Origin of the sequence: Arthrobacter sp. NPDC056691 (assembly GCF_042791415.1) — a bacterium.
GTDB lineage: Bacteria > Actinomycetota > Actinomycetes > Actinomycetales > Micrococcaceae > Arthrobacter.
Window position 1 is genome coordinate 1 of record NZ_JBHTXX010000033.1, and the last position, 15,145, is coordinate 15,145.

General features: G+C 67.4%; 9 protein-coding genes. 6 read left to right on the forward strand and 3 right to left on the reverse strand.

Annotated elements, in window-relative coordinates; translation table 11 throughout:
- Positions 1 to 151 precede the first annotated feature (151 nt).
- Genes ACFRAU_RS20915 through ACFRAU_RS20925 form a run of 3 tightly spaced genes read right to left on the reverse strand, consistent with a single transcriptional unit; the run spans position 152 to position 3,695 of the window.
- Positions 152 to 1,837 carry a DUF885 domain-containing protein gene (locus tag ACFRAU_RS20915; protein WP_378001321.1) on the reverse strand — a complete coding sequence of 562 codons (1,686 nt, stop codon included), beginning with the start codon at positions 1,835 to 1,837 and terminating at the stop codon, positions 152 to 154.
- A gap of 50 nt (positions 1,838 to 1,887) precedes the next feature.
- On the reverse strand, positions 1,888 to 2,115 hold the full coding sequence (locus ACFRAU_RS20920; RefSeq protein ID WP_377994097.1) for an acyl-CoA carboxylase subunit epsilon: 228 nt from the start codon (positions 2,113 to 2,115) through the stop codon (positions 1,888 to 1,890).
- On the reverse strand, positions 2,112 to 3,695 hold the full coding sequence (locus ACFRAU_RS20925; RefSeq protein WP_377994098.1) for an acyl-CoA carboxylase subunit beta: 1,584 nt from the start codon (positions 3,693 to 3,695) through the stop codon (positions 2,112 to 2,114). The genes ACFRAU_RS20920 and ACFRAU_RS20925 overlap by 4 nt, the downstream gene beginning before the upstream one ends.
- 250 nt (positions 3,696 to 3,945) lie before the next feature.
- Here ACFRAU_RS20925 and ACFRAU_RS20930 point away from each other — a divergent pair, with 250 nt between their 5' ends.
- From ACFRAU_RS20930 to ACFRAU_RS20955, 6 genes are all read left to right on the forward strand, one after another.
- Complete coding sequence (locus ACFRAU_RS20930; protein ID WP_378001322.1) at positions 3,946 to 4,848, forward strand: SDR family oxidoreductase; 903 nt, start codon at positions 3,946 to 3,948, stop codon at positions 4,846 to 4,848.
- A 60-nt stretch (positions 4,849 to 4,908) separates the two neighbouring features.
- Positions 4,909 to 5,955 (forward strand): biotin--[acetyl-CoA-carboxylase] ligase, encoded by a 1,047-nt coding sequence (locus ACFRAU_RS20935; protein WP_378001323.1) that lies wholly within the window; start codon positions 4,909 to 4,911, stop codon positions 5,953 to 5,955.
- Positions 5,948 to 6,547, forward strand: coding sequence for a PH domain-containing protein (locus ACFRAU_RS20940; protein WP_378001324.1), 600 nt, complete (start codon positions 5,948 to 5,950; stop codon positions 6,545 to 6,547). The genes ACFRAU_RS20935 and ACFRAU_RS20940 overlap by 8 nt, the downstream gene beginning before the upstream one ends.
- Positions 6,537 to 7,742 (forward strand): adenylate/guanylate cyclase domain-containing protein, encoded by a 1,206-nt coding sequence (locus ACFRAU_RS20945; protein ID WP_378001325.1) that lies wholly within the window; start codon positions 6,537 to 6,539, stop codon positions 7,740 to 7,742. The genes ACFRAU_RS20940 and ACFRAU_RS20945 overlap by 11 nt, the downstream gene beginning before the upstream one ends.
- Before the next feature lie 256 nt (positions 7,743 to 7,998).
- Positions 7,999 to 14,088, forward strand: a complete 6,090-nt coding sequence (locus tag ACFRAU_RS20950) for an Ig-like domain-containing protein (protein ID WP_378001326.1) — start codon at positions 7,999 to 8,001, stop codon at positions 14,086 to 14,088.
- Positions 14,089 to 14,152: 64 nt separating this feature from the next.
- Positions 14,153 to 15,124: an AAA family ATPase gene (locus tag ACFRAU_RS20955; protein WP_377994104.1), complete on the forward strand. Its 972-nt coding sequence runs from the start codon at positions 14,153 to 14,155 to the stop codon at positions 15,122 to 15,124.
- Positions 15,125 to 15,145 lie beyond the last annotated feature (21 nt).

Sequence of the window (15,145 nt, forward strand, 5' to 3'; positions counted from 1 at the left end):
CCACCACACCAGCCCCACCCAGCCACGCCGGAATCAACCTACCCGAAACAACCAAACAACCAGCCCAGTGACTCCACACAGCTTGACAACCTGCGATATCACGACTTCGGCGCCCTCCAACTCGCGATATCTGGACAAAAACTCGGAACGCTTAGTCGAGCATGGCGCGCTTGAGGGTGTCGAGCCCTACGGAGCCGATGTTGAGCGCCTTGGTGTGGAAGGCCTTGAGGTCGAAATCCGGCCGGGCTTCGAGCTCCCCGCGGATCTGCTCCCACAGCCGCTGGCCCACTTTGTAAGAGGGGGCCTGGCCCGGCCAGCCGAGGTAGCGTGCGAACTCGAACTGAAGGTTGCCCTCGCTGATGTCCAGGTTGGCCTTGAGGAAATCGAAGCCCTTCTCCGGCGTCCAGGTGCCCGTTCCCCAGCGCGCGGGAATATCCAGTTCCAGGTGGACACCGATGTCGAACACCACCCGTGCCGCGCGCATGCGCTGCATGTCCAGCATGCCCATGTGGTCGCCCGGATCCTTGAGGTAGCCGAGTTCCTCCATCAGCTTCTCGGCGTACAGGGCCCAGCCCTCGCCGTGTCCCGAGGTCCAGCAGACATTCCGGCGCCAGCTGTTAAGCAGTTCGCGCCGGTAGACGGCAGTGGCCACCTGCAGGTGGTGGCCGGGCACGCCCTCGTGGAACACGGTGGTGGTCTCGGCCCAGGTAGTGAAGGCGTCCTCGCCAGCGGGCACGGACCACCACATGCGCCCGGGCCTGCTGAAGTCGTCCGACGGCCCCGTGTAGTAGATGCCGCCCTCGTCGGTGGGCGCGATCCGGCATTCCAGCGTCTTCATGACGTCGGGAATGTCGAAGTGGATGCCGGCCAGGTCCGATACCGCACGGTCGGACAGCTCCTGCATCCACGCCGTCAGCGCATCCGTTCCCTTGAGCCGGCGCGCGGGATCGCTGTTGAGGATTTCCTTCGCCTCCGCGATGGAAGCGCCGGGCTTGATTTCCCCGGCTACCTGTTCCTGCGCGGCAATGATCCGCCCAAGTTCCTCAACACCCCAGGCGTAGGTTTCCTCGAGGTCGACGGCGGCGCCAAGGAACACCCGCGAAGCGAGGGCGTAGCGCTCCCGGCCCACGGCGTCCTTCTCCGGGGCAATGGGCAGCAGCTCCGCCTGCAGGAACGCGGCCAGTTCGGTGTACGCCGCCCGGGCGGCGGCAGCTCCGGCGTCGAGCCTCTCTTGAAGTTCCGCAGGCAGCGGGCCATCCGCTGTTTTGGCATCCGACGCGAGCTTGGCGAAGAAGCCGTCCGCCGCGGCGTACTTGGTGGTCTGCTCGATCACGATCGAGACCTGGCGCCGGGCCGAGACCTTGCCGGCGTCCCTGGCCGTCCGCAAGGACTCGATATAGCCGCTGATGGCCGCCGGCACGCTGTGCGTCCGGCCGGCGATGTTGGCCCAGTGCTCCTCGGTGTCCGTGGGCATGAGGTCGAAGATCGACCGGATGTTCTGCGCCGGGGAATCGATGTTGTTCAGGTCGGCGAGATTCCAGCCCGAGTCGTGGATCTCCAGCTGGAGGCCAAGGCGTTCGCGCAGGGCATCGAGGGTCACGGCGTCGACGTCGTCAACGGGTTCCAGCCCCTCGAGGGCCGCCAAGGTCTTTCGTTCCGCCGTGGCGAACCTGCCGAGTCCGGCGGGGGAGAAGTCCTGGAACTCGGTGTCGTGCCCCGGGATGCCGAGCGTGGTGGCCAGGCTCGGATCCAGGGCGAGGAGCGTGTCGGTATGGGCGTCGGCGACGGCGTCGATGGCGGTCCGGGGGCGCGCTGGGGCGGCAGATTCAGTAGTCACCCCACGAGACTAACGGGGCGGTTCCAGTTATGAAAGACTTACTGAATTTTTCAGCCCCGGCTCCGCTTCCAGGCGCCCGGACCCGGCGTCGGCTCCATCCGCAGCTGCTGCCGCCGCATCCACTGCCGGATGCTCGGCTTCTCGGGGCGGGCCGCTGCGCCGGAACCCAGTGAAAGTACGACGGCGGTAAGCGCCGCCAGCTCCTCGGGCGTCGGTTCGCCCTTGGTGACGGAGAACAGGGTTTCGGCCGGCTCGGCCGCCGGATTCTGGGCGGTCACAGCGGGATGTTCCCGTGCTTCTTCGTGGGCAGGCTCGCACGCTTGTCGCGCAGCGCCCGCAGCCCCTTGATGATCTGCAGCCTTGTGTCCGACGGGGCGATGACGGCGTCAACGTAGCCCAGCTCTGCGGCCTGGTACGGGTTGAGCAGCTCTTCCTCGTACTGCCGAATCACGTCGGCGCGCTTGGCCTCGACGTCGCCCCCGGCCTCGGCGACGGCGGCAAGGTCGCGACGGTAAAGGATGTTGACTGCGCCCTGGGCGCCCATCACGCCGATCTGGGCGGTGGGCCACGCGAGGTTCAGGTCAGCCCCGAGCTTCTTGGAGCCCATCACGATGTAGGCACCGCCGTAGGCCTTCCGGGTGATCACGGTCAGCTTGGGCACAGTGGCTTCGGCGTAGGCGTAGAGGAGCTTGGCGCCGCGGCGGATGATGCCCTGGAACTCCTGGTCCTTGCCCGGGAGGAATCCCGGAACGTCCACGAGGGTGATGATCGGAATGTTGAAGGCGTCGCAATGGCGGACGAAGCGGGCCGCCTTCTCGGAGGCCGAAATGTCCAGCGTGCCGGCGAACTGCAGCGGCTGGTTGGCCACGATCCCCACCGTGTGGCCTTCAACGCGGCCGTAGCCGATGATCACGTTCGGAGCGTACAGCGCCTGCATTTCCAGGAAGTGGGCGTCATCGACGATCTGTTCGATGACCTTGCGCATGTCATAGGGCTGGTTCGCGGAATCCGGGATCAGCGCGTCGAGGCTGAGGTCGTCCTCGTCGAGCTCCAGCTCCTGCTGGTGCTCCTGCACCGGCGCCTCGGAGAGGTTGTTGGAGGGCAGGAAGTCCAGCAGTTCCCGGACGAACTCGATGGCGTCAGCCTCGTCGGAGGCGAGGTAGGTGGAGGTGCCGGTGGTGGCGTTGTGCTGCCGGGCGCCGCCGAGGGTCTCCATGTCCACGTCCTCGCCGGTGACGGTCTTGATGACGTCCGGTCCGGTGATGAACATGTGGGAGGTCTTGTCCACCATGACCACGTAGTCGGTCAGCGCGGGGGAGTAGGCAGCGCCGCCGGCGCACGGGCCCATGATGAGGGAGATCTGGGGTACAACACCGGAGGCGTGGACGTTGTTGCGGAAGATGTCCGCGAACATGGCAAGGGAGGCAACACCTTCCTGGATCCGGGCTCCGCCGCCGTCGTTGATTCCCACCACCGGGCAGCCGTTGCGGAGGGCGAATTCCTGGACCTTCACGATCTTTTCGCCGTTGACCTGGCTCAGGGAGCCGCCGTAGACGCTGAAGTCCTGGCTGTAGAGGGCCACAAGCCGGCCGTCCACGGTTCCGTAACCCGACACGACGCCGTCTCCGAGCGGCTTCTTCTTCTCCATGCCGAAGGCGGTGGAGCGGTGGACTGCCAGCGCGTCGAACTCCACGAAGGAGCCTTCGTCCACGAGCAGGTCGATGCGCTCGCGGGCGGTGTTCTTGCCGCGCGCATGCTGCTTCTCGATGGCTTCAGGGCCGGAAGGCTGCTCAGCACGGGCCTGGCGGTCGCGGAAATCGGCAATCTTTCCCGCCGTCGTGGTCAGATCGTGGCTCATGAAGTGTCTCCGGCTCTGTAGCTGTTGTGCTGTAGCTGTTCTGCTGCGGCAGCGTGCAGGGGCTGTAGTAGCGAAATGCAGGGCCCCGGTTCGCGGGTTAAGTAGCATCCGTACAAATCCAAAGCCCTGATGGCTAGTCTAGTGACGCAAATTCCCGGGACCGCTGTAGGGTTCCTACAATTTTCGTCCGTGGCGCCGACGGAAGCACCGATGTTACTCGAGAGTAACAAACCGCGGCTAGAGTGTCCCTATGACATCGAGCAGCAACGCTTACCCTGTTCCCGCCACACCCTACCGGGCCACCGGCAGCCTGCGGGGCCGGACCATACTGATGTCCGGCGGCAGCCGCGGCATCGGCCTGGCGATCGCCCGGCGGGCAGCGCACGACGGCGCCAACGTGGTGCTGCTCGCCAAAACGGGTGAGCCGCACGCAAAGCTCGAGGGCACGGTCTACAGCGCCGCCGAAGAACTCGAGGCCGCGGGCGGCAGTGCCCTGCCGCTGGTGGGGGACGTCCGGAACGACGACGACGTCGCGCGCGCCGTGGATGCCGCCGTCGGCCGCTTTGGGGGAATCGACGTCGTCATCAACAACGCCTCGGCGATCGACCTCTCGCCGACGGACGCCGTGGACATGAAACGCTACGACCTCATGCAGGACATCAACGTCCGCGGCACCTTCCTGCTGTCCAAGCTGGCACTGCCCGCGCTGCGGAAATCATCCGGCGGCCACATCCTCACGCTCTCGCCGCCCCTCAACCTTGACCCGAAGTGGGCGGGCCGGCACCTGGCGTACACCATGGCCAAGTACGGCATGAGCCTGACCACGCTGGGCCTGGCGGAGGAACTCAGGGACGACCGCATCTGCGTCAACTCGCTATGGCCGCGGACGCTGATCGATACGGCGGCCATCCGGAACATGGCCGGGGGCGAATCGATGGCCAGGGCTGCCCGCGGTCCCGAGATCATGGCCGACGCAGCCCACGCCGTCCTGACCGGGGCTGCGAACCCGGCGGGCGGCACCGGCACCGGCTCCTGCAACACCGGCAACTTCTACACGGACGAGCAGGTCCTGGCCGCCGCCGGCGTCACGGATTTCCGTCCCTACAGCCTGGGGGCCGCCGAAGCGGACCTCGTCCCTGACATCTTCCTGTGAGCTGCCTCTGACCGCCCGCTTTCCCGGCCGGTCGGCCCGCCGAGTCGCTAGGATTCAACTATGGATGCCGCACGCCCTGACGATAGCCGTGGACAGCAGGAGAACCTGACCGGAGCGAACGGCCTGCCCGAGCGGCCGGCCCTGGACCGGGAAGCCCTGACCGACGCCAACTTCCTCGCCGCCACCGGCATCGCGCAGCTGACGGTCGTGGACTCCACCGGATCCACCAATGCCGACCTCTTGCGGGCCGTGACCGAGGATCCCAAGGCCTGGCCCGACCTGGCAGTCCTGACGGCGGAGCACCAGACGGCCGCCCGCGGCCGCCTCGACCGGGCCTGGGAAGCGCCCGCCCGCAGTTCGGTCCTGGTCTCGCTGGTGCTGCGGCCCGTCAACGCTGACGGCCGCCCCCTGCCCACCCAGACCTACTCATGGCTGTCCCTCCTGGCCGCCATCGCGCTGCGCGATGCGCTGGATGAGACGGCAGGAATACCTGCGGAGCTGAAGTGGCCGAACGATGTCCTGGTGCGCGGCGGAAAAATCGCCGGCATCCTCGCCCAGCTCGGCCCCCTGGGTGACGGCTCGGTGCCGCCCGTCATCCTCGGCACGGGGCTGAACGTCACCCTCACCGAGGACGAGCTGCCGGTGCCCACAGCCACGTCCGTCCAGCTGCAGGGCGCCGGAACAGTGGACCGCACCGCGCTGCTGAAGAGCTACCTCTCCCGTTTTTGCACGCTGTACCGCAGCTTCTGCAATGCCGACGGCGATGCCACCGCCGGCCTGGCCGGCGGCCATTCGCTGCACAAGCGCGTCGAAACGGCGATGGTCACCCTCGGCCAGCAGGTCCGCGCACAGCTTCCCGGCGACCACGAGATCATCGGCCACGCGTCCCGGCTTGATGACTCGGGCTCGCTGCTGGTGGTGGATGCCTCTGCCCACGAGCACGTGGTGACCGCGGGCGACGTCATCCACCTGCGGCCGTGGTCCCCGCAGGATTCTGACCAGCACGGCTCTGCCAAACGCGGGGCTGGAAGGCGCGGGTCTGAGAAGCACGGTTCTGAGGCGCGCAGCTCTGACAAGCAGGGGTCCGGCGAAAGCGGTTATGCGTAAAGAGCTCCTCCCGGGCGAGCAGGTCATTGTGGTGACCCGCCCGCAGCCCAGGGTGCTGTTCCTCCCGGCGGTGGTTTTCATTGTGGTGCCCGCCCTTGCTGCATTTGCCTGCGCGTGGATCATCCGCGGCGGCCTGTCCGCGCTGGCACCGGCCATCACCGGGGAATGGACGTTCTGGGCGGTTGCCGGCTGCGTGCTTGCCGGCCTGTGGATCCTCTTGGGCTACTGCCTGCCGCGGCTGCTGCGGTGGCAGTCCACCCGGTACTTCCTGACCAGCCAGCGGATCCTGGCACGCCACGGCATGCTCCGCCGCAGGGACCGGCAGGTTTTCCTGGCCTCAGTGCGTAATGTCACAATCAGCCAGTCGATGCTCCAGCGGATGTTGCGTTCGGGGAATATATCCTTGGATGCCGGGCACCATTTCGGCACCGTGCTGAAGGATGTGCCAGAAGTTGCCACCTTCCACAGGTTCTTGCTGGATGCCCTTGATGAGCTTCCGGACGACGAATCCTTTGGATTTGGTCTGGCGCCGGATGAGCCCGACGCCCGGTTTCCGCGGGATGTGAGAGAAGGTGGAAGAGATGAACGATGAGGATCAGCGCGGCGGCCAGGAGACTGGCACACAGGAGACCGGCACGCATGGGACCGGCACGCACGGGACTGGCACAGACCATTCCGGCACGCAGGAGACCGGCCACCGGGAGGTGACGGACGCCGTCGTCCAAAATCCTGCCACCGGCACCCTGTCCGCGGAACGAATCGCGGCAAAAACCCTCGAATCACGGCTTCTGGGCGGCGAACGCAAGCTGCGCCGCCGCGAGGTGGCGGGCGGTGTGGGCCTGTCGCTGCTTTCGGCCCGCAAACTGTGGCGTGCACTGGGCTTCCCCAACTGGGGTGACGACGACGTCGCCTTCACGGAGCGTGACCAGGCTGCCCTGTCCACGGCTGTGGGCATGGTCCGGGCCGGAATGCTCACGGAGGAGGCCGCCATCTCGGTGACCCGTGCCATTGGGCAGATGACGGACCGCATGGTGGTGTGGCAGATCGAGGCCCTGGTGGAGGACATGGTCCACGAACAGGGGCTCACGGACGCCCAGGCCCGCAAGCGCCTCGTCCATGAGTTGCCCGCGCTGGTGGACCCCCTCGAGGCGATGCTGGTCTACTCCTGGCGGCGGCAGCTCAACGCCGGCGTGCAGCGGCTGGCCGTCCGGGCTGAAGCCGGCCTGCAGGCCAGCGAGGAAGGCCGCGAGGGCGATGAGGACGACGCGCCGCTTCCCCTGGCGCGGGCCGTGGGCTTCGCCGACCTGGTGTCCTACACAAGCCTTTCCCGCCGGATGAACGAGAAAACCCTCGCCAAGCTGGTGCAGCGGTTCGAGAACAAATGCGCCGAGATCATCTCGGTGGGCGGTGGCCGCCTCGTGAAGACGGTGGGCGACGAAGTTCTCTACATCGCCGAGACGCCGGCAGCGGGCGCCGAAATCTCACTCGCCCTGGCCGAGGCCTTCACCCGGGACGAGATCCTGCCCGAGGCACGCGTTGCCGTGGTCTGGGGGCGGATCCTCTCCCGCCTGGGCGACATCTACGGGCCCACCGTCAACCTTGCCGCGCGCCTCACCACGCTGGCCGATCCGGGTACCGTGCTGGTGGACTCGATGACGGCGGCGGCGCTGGACCAGGACGAGCGGTTCGTGCTCATTCCCCAGGACGTGGAGAACGTCCGCGGATTCGGGGAAATCCAGCCCGTCACCCTGGCCCGGGGACGGGGCAAGGGCCTGGTCCTGGACTAAGCGCTCCTGAACCCGTACCCGCAGCGTGGGCAGTCCTCCCCATCGCCCGGGCGGGACGGCGCGGGTAGGCTGGCGGGGTAACGGACGGCCACAGGGCTGTTCTTGGACAAGCCGCCAGCACCCATGTAATAGTCGAGACTCAGAATTGTTCCGGCGTCTCTATGGGGGAGTGGCGGAATGTCACCGGCCCGTGATGAACATCAGGGGCCAGTAAGCCGCGCTCAGGCGGCTGTGATTTCGGGGGAATAATAACGCTGTGTCAACTTTGTTCGGCAAGCTGGGGCTGAGGAACCGCCGCAACAAGATCGTCACCGGAACCGTCTTTTCCGCTGCCGCTGCAGCGCTGGTGGCCGGTGCCGTGATCTACCCGGGGTTCAAGACAACCGAGGTTGACCTTAACGACGGCGGCGTCTGGGTGGTCAGCAAGGCCCGCAACGCCGTCGGCCGGCTCAACTACCCCTCGCGGGTCCTTGACGGTGCCGTGACCCCGGCCAGCACCACATTCGATGTCCTGCAGAACGCCGGCAAGGTGTTCGTTGACGACGAATCCGGCTCCACGCTGAACCAGGTGTCCGCCGCCAACATGAGGCTCGGCGGCGACAAGAAGCTTCCCGGCACGGCGCAGGTGAGTTTCGGCGCCGACGTCATCTCGGTCACCGACCCCGCCGACGGCAAGACATGGGCGATGTCCCCGTCAACCGTGAACGCCTTCGACGAGGAGTCCAGCGAGCCCGCGGTGAAGGGCTCTCCGGGCCTCGTGTCCGCCGTCGGCCCGGACGACCGTATTTATTCCGCGGACCCGAAGACGGGGCAGGTGACGGTGACCACCGTGGACGCCGCGGGAGCAACCGCCGGCACCGAATCCAGCACGTGGGACGGACTGAAGGGCGCAGGGGACCTCCAGCTCTCCGTCGTGGGGGACCAGCCCGTGGTCCTGGACGCAGCCGCCGGAAAACTGTTCCTGCCCGGCGGGCGCGAAGTGCCGCTGGCCGACGCGCGGGAGGCGAAGCTGCAGCAGTCGGGTCCGGCGTCGGACTCCGTGGCCGTGGCTACCAGCAAGGCACTCCTCAAGCAGCCGCTGAACGGCTCCGCCGCGAAGACCGTCACCTTCGGCGGCCAGGGCGCGCCGGCAGCGCCCGTGCAGTTGGGCGGCTGCGTCCACGCGGCATGGTCGGGTGCGAACAAGTACGTCCGGGACTGCGCGAACGACGCCGACAACAAGAACGTGGCCGTGCCCAAGGCCAGCGCATCGCCCAGCTACGTGTTCCGGGTCAACCGGGACGTCGTGGTCCTCAACGACGTGAACTCGGGGAACGTATGGCTGGTCAACCAGAACATGCAGCTGGTCAACAACTGGGACGACGTTGTCCCGCCCAAGAACCAGGCTGACGACCCCAATGAGGAGTCCGCCGACGACAACACCATCAACGTCCTGCCGGACCGCACCAAACCGAACCGTCCCCCCGAAACGAAGCCCGACGTCGTCGGCGTCCGGCCGGGGCGCACCACGGTCCTGAGCGTCCTCGACAACGATTCCGACCCCGACGGCGACGTGCTGACCGCCTCGCTGGGTGCGGAAGGTCCCCAGGCCGGCAGCATCGAAAGTATCTACGGCGGGTCCGCTTTCCAGGTCACGGTGCCGGCCGACGCCGCGCCGGGGACCGAGACCTTCGACTACACCGCGGCGGACGGCCGCGGCCTGTCCGCCGGCGGCAAGGTGAGCCTGAGCGTCGTCGGACCGGACGAGAACCGGCCCCCGGCCTTCAAGCGCGGCGACCCCACCACGCTGCTGGTGGAACAGGGCAAGACCGTCAGCCAGAACATCCTCACCGACTGGGCCGATCCCGACGGCGACGACCTCGTCCTGATGTCAGCGACCGCCGACAACGACCAGGACCAGGTCAAGGTCCGCCGCGACGGCCTGCTCACCTACCAGGACTCAGGCGCCTCGGCCGGCAAGAAAAGCGTCACCGTGACCGTCTGGGACGGCCGCGCCACCACCACGGGCAAGGTGGTGGTCAACGTCCAGCCGCCGGGAGCGCTCGCTCCCGTGGTCAACGCCGACCACGTCACGGCCGTGGTGGGCCAGGACCTGGTCATCGCACCCTTGAAGAACGACGTCGATCCCAACGGCGGCGCTTTGCGCCTCGCCCAGGTGGAAGCCAGCGGAGCCGCAGAACTGGGCCCGGTCACCGACGGCGGCACCTTCACCTTCCGCAGCCGCACCCCGGGGCCGGTGTACCTGACGTACCTTGCCAGCAACGGACCGCAAAGCAGCCAGGGACTCATCCGCGTGGATGTGGAATCCGGCAAGGACACCGGAAATCCCGTCGCCGTCCACGACGTGGCGCTTCTGCCGGTGGGCGGCAGCGTCCTGCTGGACCCGCTGGCGAACGACTCCGACCCGTCCGGGGGCGTCCTGGTCCTGCAGTCGGTCGCGGTACCGGAGAACGCCACGGCGTCGGTTAGCGTGATCGACCACAGCGTCCTGCGGATCACCGACATCGCCGGCACCAAGGACCCCTTCCTGTTCCGGTACACGATGTCCAATGGCAAGTCGTCCGCCACCGGAAGCGTCTCGGTGGTGCCTGTTCCCGCCCCGGCCGTGGTGGAGGCGCCGCAGCCCAGGCCCGACGAAGTCAACGTCCGCGTCAACGACGTCGTGACCATTCCCGTCCTGGACAACGACACCCACCCGCAGGGCGAAAAGCTGACCGTTGACCCGGTCCTGCCGCAGGCCGTCCCGGCGGAGGACGGAAAGAGCTTCGTCTCGGAAAACACCCTCAGGTTTATCGCCGGCAGCCAGCCCAAAACCGTGCGCGCCATCTACAACGCGGTGGACCCGCAAGGCCAGAAGAGTGCCGCCGCCGTGACCATCCACATCCTGCCGCTGGAAGGCGCCGAGAACTCCCGGCCGCAGCCAAGGAACCTGACGGCCCGGGTGGTGGCCGCCGGCACAGTTCGCATCCCGGTGCCGCTGGACGGCATAGACCCCGACGGCGACTCCGTCCAGCTGACCGGCATCGACAGCACGCCCGGCATGGGCACCGCGACGGCGGGCAGCAACTTCATCGACTTCGTCGCGGCCGGAAACGGCGCCGGAACCGACACGTTCCGCTACAAGGTGGTGGACCGCCAGGGCGCCGTGAACACCGGCACCGTCACTGTGGGGATCGCACCCCGCAGCGACACCAACCAGAAGCCCACTCCCGTGGACGACCAGGTAAAAGTCCGGCCCGGGCGGCAGATCGCCGTCGACGCAGCAGGCAACGACACCGACCCGGACGGGGACCTGATCCGGATCCTCGCCGACGGCATCGAAGCCGATGCCACGCTGAAGGCCACGGTCAGCAAGCAAAGCGGCCGCATCCTGCTGCAGGCACCGGCCACCGAGGGCACCGTCAACATCCGCTACACGGTGGCCGACGAACGCGGAGCCTCCGCGCAGGCAGCCATCAGGATGGTGGTGGACAGCAACGTCCCGCTGCAGGCACCGATCGCCCGGGATGACCGGGTGACCTCCGCGCAGACGCTCGGCAAGACCGCCGTCGACGTCCCCGTCCTCAAGAATGACGAGGACCCTGACGGCGTGGGCGAGAACCTCAAAATCAGCAGCAGCGCCGGGACCGCGCGGCCGGGGGCGGACGGCACCATGATCGTGGAACTGACCGAGCAGCCCCAGCTGGTGCCCTACACGGTTGAGGACGTCGACGGCCAAAAGTCGACGGCGATCATTTGGGTGCCCGGCCTGGGCCAGCAGGTTCCCACCCTTGCCAAGGACCAGGTCCTCGAGGTGGTCGCGGGCCAGTCCGTGACCGCCGACCTCGCCGAGTGGGTCAAAGTGCGGGACGGCCGTTCGCCCCGGCTGACCCAGGCCGACCGGATCAAACTCATCGGTGCGGATGGCAGCAACCCGGTGGCCGGCAACGGCACCGCCCTCAGGTACACGGCGGACAGGGACTACGTGGGCCCCGGGTCCATCACCTTCGAGGTGACGGACGGCTCAGGCCCTGACGACGCCGCCGGACTCAAGTCCACGCTGAGCATCCGCACCAAGGTGCTTCCCGACCCCAACCGGAACAACCCGCCCGTGCTGCTCGGCGGCTCGGTGGATGTTCCGCTGGGTGACTCCGCCTCGGCAGATCTCGCGAAGCTGACCACAGACCCGGATGGTGACGACGCCGCGAACATGAAGTACGAGATCGCCGGCGCGGTACCCCAGGGCTTCAACGTGGCCATCGACGGCGCTTCGCTCAAAGTCTCGGCGAAGGGCAGCATGCGGCCCGGCGACGGGGGAGCGGTGCAGGTGAAGGCGAAGGACCCGCGCGGCCTTGAATCCACTGCCACGTTCCGGCTGGCCGTGACGGCGACAAACCGCCCGCTGCCGGTAGCCAACGACGACATCGAGGAAAACGCCGCGGCGGGCAAGCCCGTGACCGTCAAGGTGCTGGCGAACGACGCCAACCCGTTCCAGGACGCGCCGCTGAAGATCATCGGCGTCGCCACGGAAACCGGGCAGGGCACCGCCGCCATCAGCGGGGACTCGGTCACCGTCACACCCGCGGCCGGATTCTCCGGAACCCTCATCGTGTCCTACACGGTGGGCGACAAGACCGATGACGCCTCCAGGTACGCCACGGCCCGGATCCGGCTCACGGTCAAGGACAAGCCACTGGCTCCCACCACGCCGCAGGCGCAGAGCGTCGGCGACCGGACAGCGCTGCTGAACTGGACGGCGCCGGCGGACCGGGGTTCACCCATCACCAAGTACACGGTGTACGGCGAAGGCGGCTACAAGCAGGACTGCCCGGCCAACTCGTGCACCCTGAACAACCTGGTCAACAACACGCGGTACCACTTCCAGGTGACGGCAACGAATGACTTTGGCGAATCCGACCGGTCACCGGCCTCGGCCGAGGTCCGGCCCGATGTCAAGCCGGACACCCCGCTGGCACCGTCGCTGAAGTTCGGCGACAAGCAGCTCTCTGTTGCCTGGAAGGCACCTGCCAGCAAGGGTTCCCCGATCAAGTCCTACGACCTTGAAATCTCGCCCGCACCCGCAGGCCAAAACCCGCAGATCCAAAACCTGACCGCGACCAGCTACGTGTGGAAGGGCCTCACCAACGGCGTGGCCTACAAGGTGCGCGTCCTCGCCCGGAACGATGCGAAGGATCCCTCGGAGTGGAGCCCGTACTCCGCTGCGGAGGTCCCGGCCGGAGTGCCGGTGACGCCGGCTGCCCCCACCGCTGCCGGCGCCGGTTCCGTAGGTTCCCAGTCCCAGGTGAACGTCAGCTGGACGGCGCCGGACAACAACGGCGATGCGGTCTCCGCGTACACGCTGACCACCCTGCGGGGCGGAGCGGTGGTGAAGAGCCAGAAGGTGGCTTCCGGAACCTCGCTGAACGTCACGGTGGACAACTCCGAGGCCGACTATGCCTTCACTGTTTCCGCCACCAACAAGGCAGGCACGTCCGGAACCAGCGCCCAGTCCGCACCGGTCCGGGCAGCAGGCAAACCGGGCACCGTGAGCGGCGGCAGCGTGCGCGCGACCGGGAAGGACGGACAACTGGATGTTACGTTCACGCCGCTTACCCAGACGCAACGCAACGGCTCGCAGGCGTCGGAGATCACCTACCGGTGGTCCACCGCCTACGGGTCAGGGCCCATCAACGCCGGCGGCGGAACCATCACCGGCCAGCCCAACGGCCGGGACGTAACGGTCAACATCATCGCCGCCTCCACCAAGAACAACGTGTCCGGCGACGGGAAGGCCATCGGCTCGGGCAACCCGTACGCACCGCCGAACGCTCCCAACGTCAATGGCGGCAAGTCCGCCGTGGGCGACCCCCAAGTCCACTGGACCTGGAACTCCACCGGCACCAACGGCCGTCCGTTGAACCACTACGAGGTCAGTCTCGACGGCGGCGCCTGGACCAACGTTGGCAAGGTCACCAGGTTCGACGCTTCGGGCGGCGGCTGGAACAACACGCGCACGCTTCGGGTCAGGGCCGTCACCGTTGTCGCGGGAGACTTCGGAAGGGCATCAGCCACCTCCGGCAACGATCCCGCCCCGCCGCTGACAGAGGTCAGGGTCAAGCGCAGCGACAACAACAGCTGCCCCGGCAAGCCCGGTGTCCCGGACCGGTACAACGCCGCGACCCGCAGCTGCGGCGGCAGCGATGCCAACTGGGTCTCCTGGTCGGACGGCTGGATAGCCACCCCCTGCTGGTCCGACATCTACAACAACGGAAGCCGCTGGTACAAGATGAACGGCGGCCCGCACTCCGGCTGGTACGTCAAGGGCGTCACGGTGGACATCCGCGGCCCGGGCGTCGGCCAGTGCTGAACCATCCGACACACCCTACGCTGACAACGAACATGCCCGGAATGAAACAGAAGAGGAACAAGCCATGACGATGACAACCGAGCAGGCCGCCTGGTTTGAAGGGACGTTCGAGAAGCTCGTCGCCAACGTGGGCCAGGCTGTCCTGGGCAAGGCCCACGTCATCCGCCTGACCTTCACCGCGATGCTGGCCGAGGGCCATGTCCTCTTCGAAGACGCCCCGGGCACGGGCAAGACCTCCCTGGCCCGGGCCCTCGCGGCCACCGTCCAGGGGTCCAACAGCCGCATCCAGTTCACCCCTGACCTGCTGCCCTCCGACGTCACGGGCGTGACCATCTACGACCAGAAGACCCAGCGGTTCGAATTCCACAAGGGACCGATCTTCAGCAACATCGTCCTCGCCGACGAAATCAACAGGGCCTCGCCCAAGACGCAGTCGGCACTGCTGGAAGTCATGGAGGAGTCCCGCGTCACCGTGGACGGCACCAGCTACGAAGCCGGCCGCCCGTTCATGGTGCTGGCCACCCAGAACCCGATCGAGCAGGCCGGCACCTACCGGCTGCCCGAGGCCCAGTTGGACCGCTTCCTGATCAAGACCTCCATCGGGTACCCGGACCACGCCTCCACCGTCCAGCTCCTGGGCGGAACCAACCTCAAGGACCGGTCCCGGGACCTGCAGCCCGTCATCACCACACAGGCCGTGGCTGACATGGCGGACCTCGCTGCCACGACGCACGTCGACACCGCGGTGCTTGAGTACATTTCCCGGCTCTGCGAGGAAACCCGCAACGCGCCCGAGACCCGCCTGGGTGTGTCGGTGCGTGGTGCCCTCGCCATGGTCCGGGCGGCAAAGGTCTGGGCCGCGAGCCAGGGGCGCAACTTCGTGCTGCCTGACGACATCAAGGACCTCGCCGCCGTCGTCTGGACCCACCGCTTTGTCATGGACCCCGAAGCCGAGTTCTCCGGGGCAACGGCCGAAGCCGTTCTGGGACGCGTCCTGGCCGATGTCGCGGCGCCGCAGCAGCGCGCCACCGTCTAGGTGCGGCTGTCTAAAGTGCGG

What these genes read in the sequence shown, in the direction of transcription:
- ACFRAU_RS20925 (WP_377994098.1), bottom strand. Translation starts at nt 3,695, where the DNA reads ATGAGCCACGATCTGACCACGACGGCGGGAAAGATTGCCGATTTCCGC.
- ACFRAU_RS20930 (WP_378001322.1), top strand. Translation starts at nt 3,946, where the DNA reads ATGACATCGAGCAGCAACGCTTACCCTGTTCCCGCCACACCCTACCGG.
- ACFRAU_RS20935 (WP_378001323.1), top strand. Translation starts at nt 4,909, where the DNA reads ATGGATGCCGCACGCCCTGACGATAGCCGTGGACAGCAGGAGAACCTG.
- ACFRAU_RS20940 (WP_378001324.1), top strand. Translation starts at nt 5,948, where the DNA reads ATGCGTAAAGAGCTCCTCCCGGGCGAGCAGGTCATTGTGGTGACCCGC.
- ACFRAU_RS20945 (WP_378001325.1), top strand. Translation starts at nt 6,537, where the DNA reads ATGAACGATGAGGATCAGCGCGGCGGCCAGGAGACTGGCACACAGGAG.
- ACFRAU_RS20955 (WP_377994104.1), top strand. Translation starts at nt 14,153, where the DNA reads ATGACGATGACAACCGAGCAGGCCGCCTGGTTTGAAGGGACGTTCGAG.